This window comes from Alteromonas sp. McT4-15 (assembly GCF_020515205.1).
Classification (GTDB): Bacteria; Pseudomonadota; Gammaproteobacteria; order Enterobacterales; family Alteromonadaceae; genus Alteromonas.
This window is the reverse complement of record NZ_JAJALG010000034.1, coordinates 28,868-42,996: the sequence shown is the minus strand read 5'-3', so window position 1 is coordinate 42,996 and position 14,129 is coordinate 28,868. Positions and strand designations below refer to the sequence as shown.

The window sequence follows — 14,129 nt, the reverse complement described above, 5'->3', positions numbered from 1 at the left end:
CATGCGACAGTGGAAAGCTGCACTCAAATGGTACAGCTCCATAGTAGACAGTGCATGGGCCGGAAGCACATGGAATTAAATTCGTGGGGATCCCTCAGGTGTAGACCTGTTTGATGTGAAAGCGCTCTTGGTTTTCATATAAATAGGCTTCCATTTTATCAACGGTTTTTTCCACTTCATCCAAGGTGAAATTCTGCGTTATATGGTAGTTAAGCCAAACACGCTCTTGGTTATTATTACCTTCATCGTCACCTGTTACTGCACCCATAGGAATTACCGTAGAACCCAGAATAAGTAAGGCGATAAGGCAGGTTTTACCCTGATTTTTTAACATCCAGCCTAACGCTTTACCATAACCACTGATGTATTTGGGCGTTGTAGGTGTTTTCACCACAGGAATAGCAACTTTAGTGGTGAGTAGTGGTATTAGCGTTTTAGCAATAAATAGCGATGCAAAAAGTGAAAGGCAAATAGCAACGGCAACGTGCTCAAGAAATATGGTGACATCAATTTTGACACCAATAATGTTGGGCAAAAACACAATAGCAGTGGTGGCGGTGCCTGCAATAACCGCAAGGCTGACTTTATTCACGCCAATCTGCGTGGCACGGGCAATATTGTTATCTTGTTGACGCTCTTGAAATACGCTTTCGGTAATTACCACTGCGTTATCGACCAGCATCCCTACGGCCAGCATGAGTCCCATTAACGACAATATGTTTAGGGTATAACCTAACAAATACATTACACCTAACGTGATGCAGATAGAGAAAGGTACCGAAAGCACAACAATTAGCGTGGTGGTAAGCTGTCGCAAGAATAAGTAAAGCACAATCACTGAAAGCAAAGCGCCAAGTAGTCCCGCGTTAAGCAAGTCGCTAAGTGAAGACGTAACACTTTTGGCAGTGTCATCCATTACAAACAAGCTAATACCGTTGAATTCAGGATCTTCTTTAGCCGCTTCGATAACTTTCATCACCGCGTCAGAGACCTCAACTAAATTGCTGCCCGACTCACGGAATACGTTAAAGCCTACAGCAAAAGTACGATCAAGGTGTCGGCCTTCGTTGCGTTCTGGTAACTCGTAAGTCACAGTTGCTATATCCGATAAGCGCACATTGCGTGTAACCCACATGTTTTTAAAATCGTTCACGTCGGTAAATTCTCCGGTTGGGTTAACCAGAATTTTTTCACCGTTGTTATACATGTAGCCTGCAGTTAATGAGAAGTTTGCGCCCTGTAAAAGTTGCTGCAAACGCTCACTATCAATTTGATAGGTCGTCATTTTCTTTGGATCGAGGCGAATAGTAATTTGTCGCTTCATAGTGCCGTATAATTCTACTTTCGACACGCCAGGAACACGTTCTAATGGGCGCTTTAAGTTGCGATCGAGCAAGTCGTACGCGTTTGATAGGTCTCTGTCACTTGATACGCGCAACTGGAAGATGGGCATATCATTAGTGTTGAACTTGTACACCATAATGCGCTCAATATCGTCGGGCAACTCATGGCGAATAGCGTCGACCTTCTCTCGCGCTTCAATACTTTTTGCTTTTAAGTTTTCATCCCAATCAAATTCAACAATAACTTCGGCCATATTGTCATATGAGCGCGCTCGAAGCCGCTTTATCCCTGACATTGTGGCTATTGCTTCCTCGACGGGGCGTGTGATCATAGTTTCAATTTCTACCGGTGTTGCATCAGGGTAGGGAATTTGAACTACCATTTCTGGAATATCGATACCGGGAAACTTCTCTAACGGCAACAGTCGACCCGATACCAAACCAAACAACAACATCGACAAGAACAACATGCCAATAGTAACGGGCTTATTCAGTGCAAATCGTGCTAATGCTGCACCAATTCCCGCTATTTTGCCTAGCTGTGGCGTGTTGGCGTCACGCTGGTTTTGAGATGGTGTGCTCATAACACACCTCCTTTTTGTACAGCATCGTGTTGTGCGCTAGGTTCGTCGCTGCTCACCGGAGCCAGCACCTTTTTGGTATCGAACAAGCTGTATAGCACCGGTAGAAGGATTAAGGTTAGCAAACTGGCAAACAACAGGCCGTAAATGACGGTGATGGCCATTGGCGTGCGAATTTCAGCGCCTTCGCCCAATCCAAAGGCCATGGGCAGTAAACCTAAAATGGTGGTCAGCGTGGTCATTACGATAGGGCGCAAACGTGTTTTAGCAGCATCGATAATAGCCGATTGTTTTTCCATACCCTGACGGCGTAGTTGGTTAATGCGATCGACAAGAACAATAGCGTTATTCACCACAATACCGCACAACATGATAAGTCCTATAAACACAACAACGTTTAGCGGCGTACCCGTTAGCCACAGTCCATATACTGAACCGGCGCCCGCCAGTGGTACAGCAAACAATATCAGCAAAGGGTGTAATAGCGACTCGAACTGTGATGCCATCACCAGATATACCATAAATACTGCCAGCGCTAGCGCGAATTGCAGCGAACGGAAGCTGTTTTGCATATCTTCACTTTGACCCGTAACCTGTGCACTTAGTGATAAAGGCAGTTGTGTCTCATCTAACACCTTATTGGCAATTGCTACCGCTTCATCTAACTTACCTTGCGCAAGGTTCGCAGACACAAGCGCAACACGTTGTTGACCTACACGAGTGATTTCACTGGGTCCCACACTCATGAATACGTCAGCGACGGCACTGAGTGGAATAGGCTGGGATGCGCCAGGATTTACTACAATAGCGCGCACACTAGCGATGTCATTACGTTGGTTTTCAAACGTACGTACTAGCACATCTACTTTTCTGTCTTCAACACTGTATTGGGTGGCAACACGACCGCCCACTTTCGCCGCAATTAGCTCAGAAACGGTTGCTGCATCAAGTTCCAAACGTGCAAGTTTAGCGTGGTGAAATGCAATTTTTAGTTCAGGGTTGCCATCGCGGATACTGGTGGTTACATCAGCAAAATTTGGATAGCTGGCTAACTTTGTCGCAATTGCATCGCCATACTGTTGAAGTTGGTTTAAATCATAACCGGCAACTTCAATTTGGATAGGCGAGGCAAAGCTAAAGAGTTCAGGCTCAGAAAACGTGGCTTGGACCTGAGGCATAAATCCAAGATGGTCGCGAAGTTGTTGTTTAACAGCAAGCATGTCTTGCTCTGTCGCGTTAGGTTTCATCACAATGTTAAGACGACCCCAATGATCACCGCCTTGGTTTGGCGCCGCACTTATCAAGCTACCTGTACCTGACATGGCATAAGTGCGCAGCACCATGCTCTGGTCAGAAGAAGCACCCGAAACAGGTTGAACAGCCACTTGAGCCAACTCGTTCATTACTTCGTCGGTACGAGTAAGAGGTGAACCCGCGGGTAGCGTTACTTCAACCGAAAATTCACCTTGAGAAAGCGTAGGGATAAGCTCCATGCCTAGTTTCGGCACTAAGGTAACCGCGCCTGCAGCAAGTGCGAAGGCAGTGAAAAGGACAAATACTCTTGCACGCAAACTAACCTTCAGTAGTTTTTCGTAACCAGAGGCAAGGACATCGAAGCTTTTGTTGAAAATAAAGATAAGCGGCGTAAACGCAAAACCAAGCAGCTTGCTAATGATTTGCCAAGTGCCTATCGCAACTGTGACAATTGCCGCAAGCAGCAATGAAACTAGCTTTAATACTAAGCGCACAGGAAGCGTAATGTAGTACCCTATTTTCCCAAGTAGCGATGTGGGGAAGGGGGCTGGTGCACTTGTAAAGGTGTCTTCGTGATCTAGCTGTTGCTTTTTCTTCTTATGCGCCATTGCAGGAATAAGCGTAAGGGCAACGACAAGTGAAGCAGCAAGTGCAAACGATACGGTTAATGCTTGGTCTCTAAACAATTGACCAGCAATACCTTCAACAAAAATGAGTGGCACAAACACAGCCATGGTGGTTAGCGTTGAGGCCACAATGGCGCCAGATACTTCTTTTGTACCTTCACTGGCGGCGAGCGCTTCAGCGTTATTTTCGCCCAACGCATTTTTGTGCTTTTTGTGACGATCGATATTTTCAAGTACCACGATACTGTTATCAACAAGTAGGCCAACAGCTAAGGCGATACCACCAAGACTCATCATATTTAAGCTTATGTCGTTGGCGTACATCAGGTTAAATGTGGCAATTACGGATACTGGAATAGACACAGAGATAATTACTGTAGCCCAAAAGTCTTTAAGGAACAGATAAAGGACTAACATAGCCAGCACGCCACCAATAATGGCTGCCGACTTTACGTTGTCTATCGCTTGTTTGATAAACACACTTTGGTCGTATATTTGTGCCAATGTATAGTCTGTGGGAAGGTTTTGGTTAACCTCATTTAAACGATTTGCTACTTTTTGAGCCACATTGACTGCATTCGCATCACCTTCTTTGTAGATGGCAATCTCAACACCCTCGCTCCCGTTAAAACGCGTAACAACGTCGCGGTCTTTGTAGGCACTTTCGACAGTAGCTACATCTTTTAACTGAATATTTTTGCCTTCAAAACGGCCAATATAGAGATTCTTAATATCATCTAGGTTTTCGAATTGATTGAGGGTACGCACTAAGAACGCCTGCGCTGCATTATCGATGCGACCGCCCGCAGCATTAATGTTTTCAGTGCTTACGCGGTCAATAATAGTCGTGATAGGAATCGAAAGCTGACTGGCTTTTTGTTGATCGATAAGAATGTGGATCTCATTCTCTAAGCCACCACCTACACGCACGGCAGCAACGCCTTCTACTGATTCTAGCGAGCGTTTTACTTGTTGCTCTGCGTATAAGCGAAGCCGCTTCATTTGCTCAACTGTTAAATTGGCATTGTCTGTTTGAGCGGTTAGCCCCAATTTAATAACCGGGTCAAGGCTGGGGTTAAAACGCAGTAATCGAGGCTTTTCAATGTCCAAAGGCAACTGCAGTACATCAAGCTTCTCTCGTACTTCAAGGCTGGCAAAGTCCATGTCTGTACCCCAAGCAAAAGAAAGTACGACATCAGATTGTCCTGCGCGGGAGGTAGAGGTGACTTTTCTTACACCTTTAACCACACCGATTGCTTCTTCAATAGGTTTTGAAACTAGTTGTTCTACTTCACCTGGTGCGGCACCGTCGTAGTCGGTGCGAATAGTAAGGGTTGGGTATGACAAATCTGGAAGTAAGTTAACTGACAATCTGCCTAGCGAGACCATTCCAAATAGCAGTACAGCAAAAGTAAACATACTGACTGCTACGGGACGTTTTACGGCGATATCAACAATACGCATGATATTAACTCCTCGATTCGCCAGTTTAGCTGTTAACTACTTCAACAGGAGCACTGTCTTTCAAGTTCTGGTGTCCGGCTGTTACCACTTCTTCGTTGCCTTCTAGGCCACTGATAACTTCAACCACTTCGTTATTTTCAAAACCAGTCGAAACGTTCACTTTTTTTACTTTGCCGTTATCAACAACAAATACACTATGGCTGTTATCTATAGTGACAAGTGCTCGGCGTGGTAGCAAAGTGGCATTTGCGTGTGTTGCATACTCAAGCGATACGTCAGTAAACATACCTGCTTTTAAGCGATTGTCTTCATTTGGTACTTTAAGTGTTACCTTAAATGTGCCAGTTGCCGCGTCGATAACTGGGCTAATGCGTTCAATGTTTGCGTGAATCGCGTGATTACCCAATGCCGCTACAGTAAGCGTGGCACCTTGTCCTACCGTGACATTGGGTAGTTCGTTTTCAGGTAGGTAAACCACGCCTTGTAAGTTGCGCAGTTGCACGATATGAAACATGCGTTCACGTTGGAACGATTCGGTTAGGTTGCCTACTTTGGCATTGCGCGAAGCAACATAACCACTGATAGGCGCGGTTATCGTCGTTTCTTTTAAATCAAGTTCTGCTAAGCGAACAGAGGCTTTTGCTGATTCGTACTGAGCCTTAAGCTTGTCGTAAGTATCGTCACTGATAAGCTTTTTAGAGTAAACTTTGTTTACTTTATCGAGTTCGCTTTCAATGCCCGTCAAGTCAGCGTTTGCTTTGGCCAAGTTTAACTCATAACGACGTTTATCAAGTTGTGCTAACACTTGACCTTTTTCTACATAGTCGCCTTCTTCCACGAAAATGTCTTCGATGATCCCAGAAGCTCTTGCAACCACAAAAGCTTCTTCACGCGCTTCTAAAATCGCCGTCGTGTCATAGGTCGACGTAATATCGCCAGTGCGAATGCTTTGTGTTTCAACAGGAATAGCAAAAACGGTTTCTTCTACCACCTCAGGAGTCGCGCTACTGTCTACTGCATCAGCGTCTGAACACGCTGTCATCGACAGTGACAGGGCAGCTAAAGTTGTGCCTAAAACAAGAGTGCGGAAAGTGTGAGTAGCGAAAACAGGTGTTGTACGTTGTATAGTATCCATGGTCAAAAGCCCTAACGTTGTAGTCGTTATATAATAATGACCGTTTACAGCAGCTAACATGCCAAAGATGTTAACTAATGTTAAAAGGCTTAATAATCAATAGGATACATGTGTAACAAAGGGTTTTAATAAAAAAGCCAACCCTAAAGGTTGGCTTTTTTCACTAAGCGATAGCGAGATTGACTATGTTTAAGTTCATTACACTAAAGTATAGCTGGTGGTTATATCCACGTTACCGGTTAGCATTAGCATTACAGAACAATATTTTTCCGCTGAAAGCTGCACTGCGCGTGCAAGGGCTTTTTCGCTTATGCCTTCACCCGAAACGGTGTAATGCGCATGAATTTTTGTAAATACACGCGGTGGCTCGTCAGCGCGAACAGCCTCTAATTCACACTCGCATGAGGTAATATCAAAACGTCCTTTTTTGATTATATCTACCACGTCAACGCTTGAACATGCACCTACAGCAACCAATACCGACTCCATAGGGGAAATCGCCTTGCCGCTGCCATCCATAACTGTTTTATAACCACTGTCAGTGGTGCCAGTGAAAGTAAGGTCTTTATCCCAAGAAACATGCGCTTTCATTGTATGTCCTAATCGTTTGTATTGTTTAATCGAATAGCATCAGGGCTAAGAGTAATTTTTTTCTGCTTATATAACGCACCAAGCGCTTTTTTATAGGCCGCTTTGCTTACATTAAAATGAGAGTAAATAGCTTCAGGGGCACTTTTATCCGTTAGGGTTGAAATACCACCATGAGCCTCTAAGTCCTCTAGAATCGCTTGCTGAAGTGCGTCACGGCCACTTTTGTCTACGCGCTGTAAGGCAACGTCCACTTTTCCATCTTCACGAATAGTCTTAATAACCCCCTCGGTTGCTTGTCCAACCTTTAGTGGTTTAAATGCATCGCTATGGAAAATTAGTCCAAGGCTTTGTTCGTTAATAACAACTTTAAAGCCTAATTCCGTTTTGGCGTAGACCAAGCAAGATACGACGTCGCCCTCATTGAGGTACGCACTGTTTTCTTTTAAGAAGTAGTGCAGCTTAGTTGCACCCAAAATACGTTTGGTTTTATCATCAAAAAAGGTGTGCACGACGTAATACATGCCAGCACTTATTGGCTGCGCTTGATAATCGTTGGGCACAAGAAGGTCGTTATCAAGCCCCCAGTCGAAAAACGCACCGAAGTTGGTGGCAGAAACCGCTTTTAATATTTTTGTTTCGTCTACCTGAATTTTAGGTGTTTTAAGCGTTGCATACAGTTCGCCACGTTGATCGGTAGCCACGAACACCGATAATTCATGACCCTCTGCTAGTTCCCCTTCAACTTCATCAAGACTAAGCGTCACCGTTTGCTGCTCGTCTTGCTCAGCATTGTAAACGTTGTCTTGTGCACCAACGTTGGTGACAATAGGTGCTAAAGCGTAGCCAAAAGGGTATTGGCCCATGACCTGCAATGTATTAATTTTTCCAATATTTATCATTAGAACTGACTTTTTAAAAAGAACAGGTAACATGATACTGGATTGAGGGTAAGAGCTAAACCATTATGAAGTTAAATTGCGATTTAGGTGAAAGTTTCGGTGCATGGTCAATGCCTGTTGAAAGCGATATTATGGCGCTTATCGACCAAGCAAACATTGCGTGTGGCTTTCATGCAGGCGACCCACAAGTGATGAAATCATCGTTAAGCTTGGCTGCATCACATAATGTAGCTGTTGGTGCACATCCATCATACCCGGATTTGCAAGGCTTTGGTCGACGGAGCATGATAATTCCAAGCGACGAATTAATTGCCATGATTCAATACCAAGTAAGCGCGCTAAGCGGCATGGCTGCACTTTGCGGCACCAGTGTGGCTTACGTCAAACCCCATGGTGCGCTTTACAACGATATGATGAAAGATAGCGCTATTCGCCACGCAGTAATGAAGAGCGTGGCTGAAATGGGTAAAGGCGAATTAGCGCTAATGGTTCAAGCTACTCGTCACAATGATGTGCTTCGTCATGAAGCCAGTGCTTTTGATTTACCGTTATTGTTCGAGGCCTTTTCGGATAGAAGATATACCGATGAGGGGCTACTGACACCGCGGACTATGGACGGGGCGGTGTTAAAAGAGCAAGACGCACTGGCCCAGGCAGAGCAAATGATAAAACATAATACCGTGACTACCGTATCAGGAAAAACCTTGGACATTGAAGCCGATAGCCTTTGTGTGCACGGTGATACCGCCGGGGCGGTAGAAATAGCGCGCCAAATTAAAGCAATTGGCTAAAATAACTCTACAATTCAATATCATTGCCTCATTAAGAACACATTTATCAAGGAAAGTACATGCAATTGTTTGGCGACATAAAGCGGCTAACGCCGGTGGGTGTTGACGCTGTCATACTCTACTTTAAAGACGATACATTAGATAAAGCGAATGCCGCATGTCAAAGGTGGCTGGCAATGATTGATAGCGCTGTTCAAAGCTCAATCAACTCACCACTTTGGTTAAAAGAATGTGTGCCATCTTACGACAGCCTGTTGCTTGTTTTTAATATTGAAGACATCGACACCCATGGTGTTTATGCATGGTTGAGGGCGCTTTCAACTCGTCAGGCAGCAAATGAAGGCGTGGAAAATCAACATGTTTCAGCGTTACCACACAGTGCCACTAAAACCATACCTGTGTGGTATGGCGCTCCGAGTGCTAGTGATTTAAGTGTGGTGAGTAAGAAAACGTCATTAAGTATTGATGAGATTATCGCGCTGCACACAGGCTGCACATTTACTGTTTACGCCGTTGGTTTTGCACCAGGTTTCGCCTACATGGGAGAATTGCCCGAGGTTATGGCATGTTCGCGTTTAAGTACGCCAAGAAAACGCGTGCCAAAAGGTGCAGTTGCAATCGCAGATAGACAAACAGCGGTGTATCCCAGTGACTCACCAGGTGGTTGGAACCTATTGGGACTGACGCCACTAAGTATGGTGAACCATAGCGAAAATGAAAGTACGGCGTTGCTTAAAGCTGGCGATACAGTGAAATTTACTGCCATATCAGAAGAAGAGTTTTACGCATATCATGAAGGTTGAAATTGTCGATAAAGGGTTATTTAGCCTCATTGTTGATAACGGTCGCGTAGGGCGACAAAGGGATGGATTTAGTCAATCTGGTCCAATGGATGAAGACGCATTTTTATGGGCCAATTTTCTTGCGTTTAATTTAGACAACACACCTTGTATTGAGGCCATGGGTACATTAACCGCGCGCTTTAGTAGTCATTGCATAATTGCCGTAACAGGAAGGGCAGTTAAGGTGACAATAAACGGTCACGAACAGCCAAGTTATGAGAGTTTATATGTTACTGCTGGCGATGAAGTTACCTTTGGCAGTGAATATATGGGAAGTAAAGCATATTTAGCAATTTGTGGTAGTTGGGACACGCCACTCTTTGCCAATAGTGCATGTACGGTATCACGAGAATTATTGGGGGGACTGCACGGTAACGGCAGTGCGCTCGCCAATGGCGATAGCTTTAATGTGAATGAAAATACGCTTTCAAAAGTTAAGAGTGCAACAGTACGTACTTTGGCATTTGAAAAACGTGTTAATTATAGCTTAGATGCGCCAATTAGACTGATACCAGGATATCAGTTTGAACAGTTTAGTGGTGTCGCACAGCGTATCTTTGTAACGAGTGACTATACGGTTACGTCGTCTATTGATCGCATGGGCTACCGACTGCAAGGCCCTGACGTAGCCTGTAGCCATAATAAACTTCGCTCTGAGGCAGTCCACATTGGCGCTGTACAGGTACCTCCTGACGGGCAACCCATCGTTATGATGAGAGATAGACAAACCTTGGGGGGCTACCCCAAGTTGGGGTGTGTGAATCCATTAGATATAAACAGATTAGCCCAGGCCGTGCCGGGAGAGAAGGTTAGTTTTACCTATCAGAATCATGAGGCGGCGAGGGCAGACAACTTATTGTCACTGTGTCGTCGACGCCAATTACAAGGAGAATTACTGTGACTATTGCATTTTTAAATGGCGAGTTTTTACCGCTTTCTGAAGCTAAGATATCTCCTATGGATAGAGGGTTTTTATTCGGTGATGGGATTTATGAAGTCATACCTACCTATGCGGGTAAAGCGGTGGGGTTCAACGGTCATATGGCACGTATGGCAAACGGGTTGAGTGCTATAGACATTGCTAATCCCTATTCAACTGGCAAATGGGGCGACATTCTTTCGCAATTGGTTGATGAAAACCAACACATTTTCACAAGCGGCAATATTGGGGTGTATTTTCATATTAGTAGGGGAGCTGATGTAAAGCGTTTTCATGCATACCCCGAAGATATTGCACCTACAGTATTTGGTTTTGCGTTTGAGATAGCCCCGCCCCAACCAACCGATAAAGCGCTAGCAAAGCCGTTTAAGGTGGCGCTAGAGCAAGATAAACGCTGGCAACGATGTCACATAAAATCTACGTCGCTGTTAGGAAACGTTATGCACTTTCAATCAGGTGTTGAGGCCGGCGTCAACGAAACCATCTTGTATAACCGCGACAAAATGGTTACAGAGGCAAGCTCTTGTAATGTATTTATCGTAAAAGATGGCGTAATTACTACACCGCCACTAAATAATGAGTTGTTGCCCGGTATAACGCGTGCTATTGCAATAGAAGCGTTCAATCGAGCAGGTCTAAATGTAGCTGAAGCATGGTTCAGCAAAGAGGAATTACTAAACGCTGATGAAGTATGGTTAACGTCATCGAGTAAAGAGGTTGCGCCAGTGACTGAAGTTGATGGCAAGCCCATTGGTAATGGACAGGTAGGTGATATTTGGGAACGGGCTATTAACGCTTACCACGCCTATAAATTCGATGCATAAAAAAAGCCTGCGCAAGCGGGCTTTTTTGTTGATTAAGTGGGCTTAATCAGGCGCGTTATCGCAATTGCCATCAGTGCATTCACCGTAAAGGTAAAGGCTGTGGTGAGTAAGCTTCATATTGTGTTGCTTAGCTATCATTTCTTGACGCTCTTCAATGATGTCGTCTTCAAACTCGATGACCTTGCCACACTTTAAGCACACAAGATGGTCGTGATGATCTTTATGGCTTATTTCGAACACTGACTTACCGCCTTCAAAGTGATGGCGATTTAAGATACCAGCATCGTCGAATTGGTTGAGCACGCGATATACCGTTGCCAAGCCAATTTCTTCACCCTGTTCAATGAGGATCTTATAGACGTCTTCAGCACTGATATGCTGGTTTTCTGGCTCTTGCAGAATTTGTAAAATTTTAAGGCGAGGCAGAGTGACTTTAAGCCCTGCTTTTTTCAATTCTTTATTTTGATCCATTACAACCTACTAAGAACGAGTGAATATCTATTTTGGGGTTATTATAGGTAACTTGAAGCATTTTAAAAGAAAAACCGTGGAAAGTTTCAATGGGTGAATAATTTTCGTCCGCAGCTTAAAAGATGTGAAAAAAATTAATTCGCTACAGACCGCGTAACTTCTAGCCTGACCAGCCAGTAAGTGCAAGATAACCCTAACAAATATGCAAAATAAATTAAACTTTTGATGAATTGAATTAACATCCTGTTAAACTAAACTTAAATCAGGGGATTTTGCCTTGGATATTTAGCATGTTTTTTCGTTGGAAGTACCCATGCAGTTAACAATAATAAATAAAATTACACTCGGCTTTGGCCTATTTGGCTGTCTTTTATTACTTACTAGTATTCTTTCTTATTTTGGCCTTAGCAGTATTAAAGACTCTGCGTTAGATGTTGTTGAGCAAAAAATGCCGGTGCAAACTAGCATGGTAAAAGTAAAGACAGAAATACTGTCTTTATCGGTCATTACAGCAAACGGCTACCATGTAGAGACAGACGCTGAATTACGCAAAAATAAAGCAACCTTCGACGAATTATCAGACGCATTCTCCCAAGACTTATCAACCTTGAAAGCACTCATGCCGGGCAATTCGATGGCGAGTATTGCAGTAGAAGTGAGTGCTGATTATGTGAGTAACAGCAACGCAATGTACACTGCAATTGCCAAGCGGATGCAAATTGAAACTGCGCTGAAAAGCCAGTTAGAGAGAGTGTTGATGGTGGCCGATGAAGCCAGTGCGCTTATGCTCGACTTATCCTATTTAGAGAGCAATGACCCCAGCATAGAAACCCTTATTGGTGCTGGTACTGCTATTGATAACAAACTACTCACGATGAACGACTCATTTGTTGAACTGGCTGAGTCAGGTAGTGCTGAACAAAGTGCAAATATTATTGAAGATTTGAAATATCAGCTAAGCAACTTACAAGTCGATAAAGATTATGTGAATAGATTAGCCGCAACCGTTGATGACGGTGGCACAGTGGCAGCATTTAATGAGCAATATGAGCTGTTGCTTAACGCGGTAAATGGAAGCGATGGTTTGATTGCCCTTCAGCAAGAAAAGCTCGCTCAAATTGAAAATGCAGCGCAAGCGCAGAAGCGTGCAAATGACTCGTTAAATACCGCGTTGGCTGACATCAATGCCTTGTTCGAATCAGTGCAAACACAGTCGCTCAACGGGCAAAATGCAATTTTAGAGTCGGTTCAGGCCAACTTAGTCCGTAATATTATTGTCGCTATTGTGGGCATGATTGCCGCGATTGGTCTTGCTGTGATCGTAACGCGCAGTATTTCGAAACCCCTAGGGCGTATAAATCGTGGACTCTCTCAACTAAGCCGAGGAAACTTAAGTACCAAATTGCCTGAAGAAGGCAACGATGAGTTCTCTGCGCTTTCAGCGAAAGTGAATAGCTTAACTGAGAGCTTACGAGAATTGGTGGGCAACATTTTGGCACAAGAAAAACGCTTGATTGAGATAACAAAAGAAAGCGTTGAGCTTGGCGATAAAAGCTTGGCTGAAGTTGATAAACAGCGTGAGCAGGTAACCGTTACATCAGCTAATACAAAAGACGTTCAAGACAAGAGTCGAAGCAATTTAGCGCAAATAAACGACGCCATGCACGCATTGAAGGATATCACACAGCAAAGTACCGATATCGGCCATCTGGTGGAACGCAATCGTCAGCAGGTTGAAAGTCAGGCTAAGCAGGCAGATAATTCAGCGAAGATAATCGGTCGTCTAGACGAAAATTCCCGCAGCATTGGTAGTATTCTCGATGTAATTAAAACCATTGCGGAACAAACCAATTTGCTTGCGCTAAATGCGGCTATCGAGGCTGCTCGTGCCGGTGAGCAGGGAAGGGGATTTGCTGTTGTTGCCGATGAAGTGAGAACACTGGCTAATCGAACGCACGACTCTACTGAAGAGATTGAGCAAATGATTGGCAACTTACAAAAAGATGCCGCCGAAGCTGTTAAGGCGATTAAATCTGGGCGTGAACAAGCGCAAGAAGGGGTTCAAATTACCCAACAAGTATCAGAGCAAGTTGAAAGTGTGCGCGCCATCATTAAGCGTTTAAGTAATATCAATGAGCATATTGTATCCGATACACAGCAACAAGACGTGTTGTTAGGTGATGTCGCAGAGAGCTTAAATAAAATTGTTGCCCTTGCAGATGCAAGCGCACAAAGTACGCGCCAGTCAAACGAGTCTACCATGATGCTTGATGCACAGACGGAAAGCTTGCGAAAAGCAGTTGAGCGCTTCCAGCTCTAACAATGGCCCAGCTCTTACAAAGAGATGGCCAGCAATAAAAAAACCGCT

Annotated in this window: 11 protein-coding genes; 5 read left to right on the top strand and 6 right to left on the bottom strand. The window is 44.3% G+C overall.

All coding sequences use genetic code 11. From position 1 onward, the window contains the following. Window positions 1-94 precede the first annotated feature (94 nt). The 5 genes from LHL20_RS17525 to LHL20_RS17505 form a co-directional block, all read right to left on the bottom strand. Window positions 95-1,927: an efflux RND transporter permease subunit gene (locus LHL20_RS17525; protein ID WP_413228905.1), complete on the bottom strand. Its 1,833-nt coding sequence runs from the start codon at window positions 1,925-1,927 to the stop codon at window positions 95-97. Continuing rightward, the gene (locus LHL20_RS17520; protein WP_226434227.1) at window positions 1,924-5,268 is read right to left on the bottom strand and encodes an efflux RND transporter permease subunit; all 3,345 of its coding nucleotides are present in this window, start codon (window positions 5,266-5,268) and stop codon (window positions 1,924-1,926) included. Before LHL20_RS17520 ends, LHL20_RS17525 begins: the two co-directional genes overlap by 4 nt. A gap of 25 nt (window positions 5,269-5,293) precedes the next feature. Then, the gene (locus LHL20_RS17515) at window positions 5,294-6,403 is read right to left on the bottom strand and encodes an efflux RND transporter periplasmic adaptor subunit (protein ID WP_226434226.1); all 1,110 of its coding nucleotides are present in this window, start codon (window positions 6,401-6,403) and stop codon (window positions 5,294-5,296) included. A 198-nt stretch (window positions 6,404-6,601) separates the two neighbouring features. Beyond that, complete coding sequence (locus LHL20_RS17510; RefSeq protein WP_159624888.1) at window positions 6,602-6,994, bottom strand: OsmC family protein; 393 nt, start codon at window positions 6,992-6,994, stop codon at window positions 6,602-6,604. A gap of 8 nt (window positions 6,995-7,002) precedes the next feature. Then, window positions 7,003-7,893 carry a CvfB family protein gene (locus tag LHL20_RS17505; protein WP_226434225.1) on the bottom strand — a complete coding sequence of 297 codons (891 nt, stop codon included), beginning with the start codon at window positions 7,891-7,893 and terminating at the stop codon, window positions 7,003-7,005. Between the two features lie 65 nt (window positions 7,894-7,958). On the opposite strand from LHL20_RS17505, the gene LHL20_RS17500 reads away from it, so the two are divergent. The 4 genes from LHL20_RS17500 to LHL20_RS17485 are packed head-to-tail and all read left to right on the top strand — an operon-like array spanning window position 7,959 to window position 11,290. Next, a complete protein-coding gene (locus tag LHL20_RS17500; RefSeq protein WP_226434224.1) occupies window positions 7,959-8,684 on the top strand; it encodes a 5-oxoprolinase subunit PxpA in 726 nt (241 codons plus the stop codon). Between the two features lie 59 nt (window positions 8,685-8,743). Continuing rightward, complete coding sequence (locus tag LHL20_RS17495) at window positions 8,744-9,487, top strand: 5-oxoprolinase subunit B family protein (protein WP_226434223.1); 744 nt, start codon at window positions 8,744-8,746, stop codon at window positions 9,485-9,487. After that, the gene (locus LHL20_RS17490; protein ID WP_226434222.1) at window positions 9,477-10,427 is read left to right on the top strand and encodes a biotin-dependent carboxyltransferase family protein; all 951 of its coding nucleotides are present in this window, start codon (window positions 9,477-9,479) and stop codon (window positions 10,425-10,427) included. Before LHL20_RS17495 ends, LHL20_RS17490 begins: the two co-directional genes overlap by 11 nt. Further along, window positions 10,424-11,290 (top strand): D-amino acid aminotransferase, encoded by an 867-nt coding sequence (locus LHL20_RS17485; RefSeq protein WP_226434221.1) that lies wholly within the window; start codon window positions 10,424-10,426, stop codon window positions 11,288-11,290. Before LHL20_RS17490 ends, LHL20_RS17485 begins: the two co-directional genes overlap by 4 nt. Before the next feature lie 42 nt (window positions 11,291-11,332). Here LHL20_RS17485 and fur read toward each other — a convergent pair whose 3' ends face one another. Then, window positions 11,333-11,761, bottom strand: a complete 429-nt coding sequence (fur, locus tag LHL20_RS17480) for a ferric iron uptake transcriptional regulator (protein WP_159624877.1) — start codon at window positions 11,759-11,761, stop codon at window positions 11,333-11,335. Window positions 11,762-12,074: 313 nt separating this feature from the next. Between fur and LHL20_RS17475 the strand changes: the two genes are divergently transcribed. Next, a complete protein-coding gene (locus tag LHL20_RS17475; protein ID WP_226434220.1) occupies window positions 12,075-14,081 on the top strand; it encodes a methyl-accepting chemotaxis protein in 2,007 nt (668 codons plus the stop codon). Window positions 14,082-14,129: the final 48 nt, after the last annotated feature.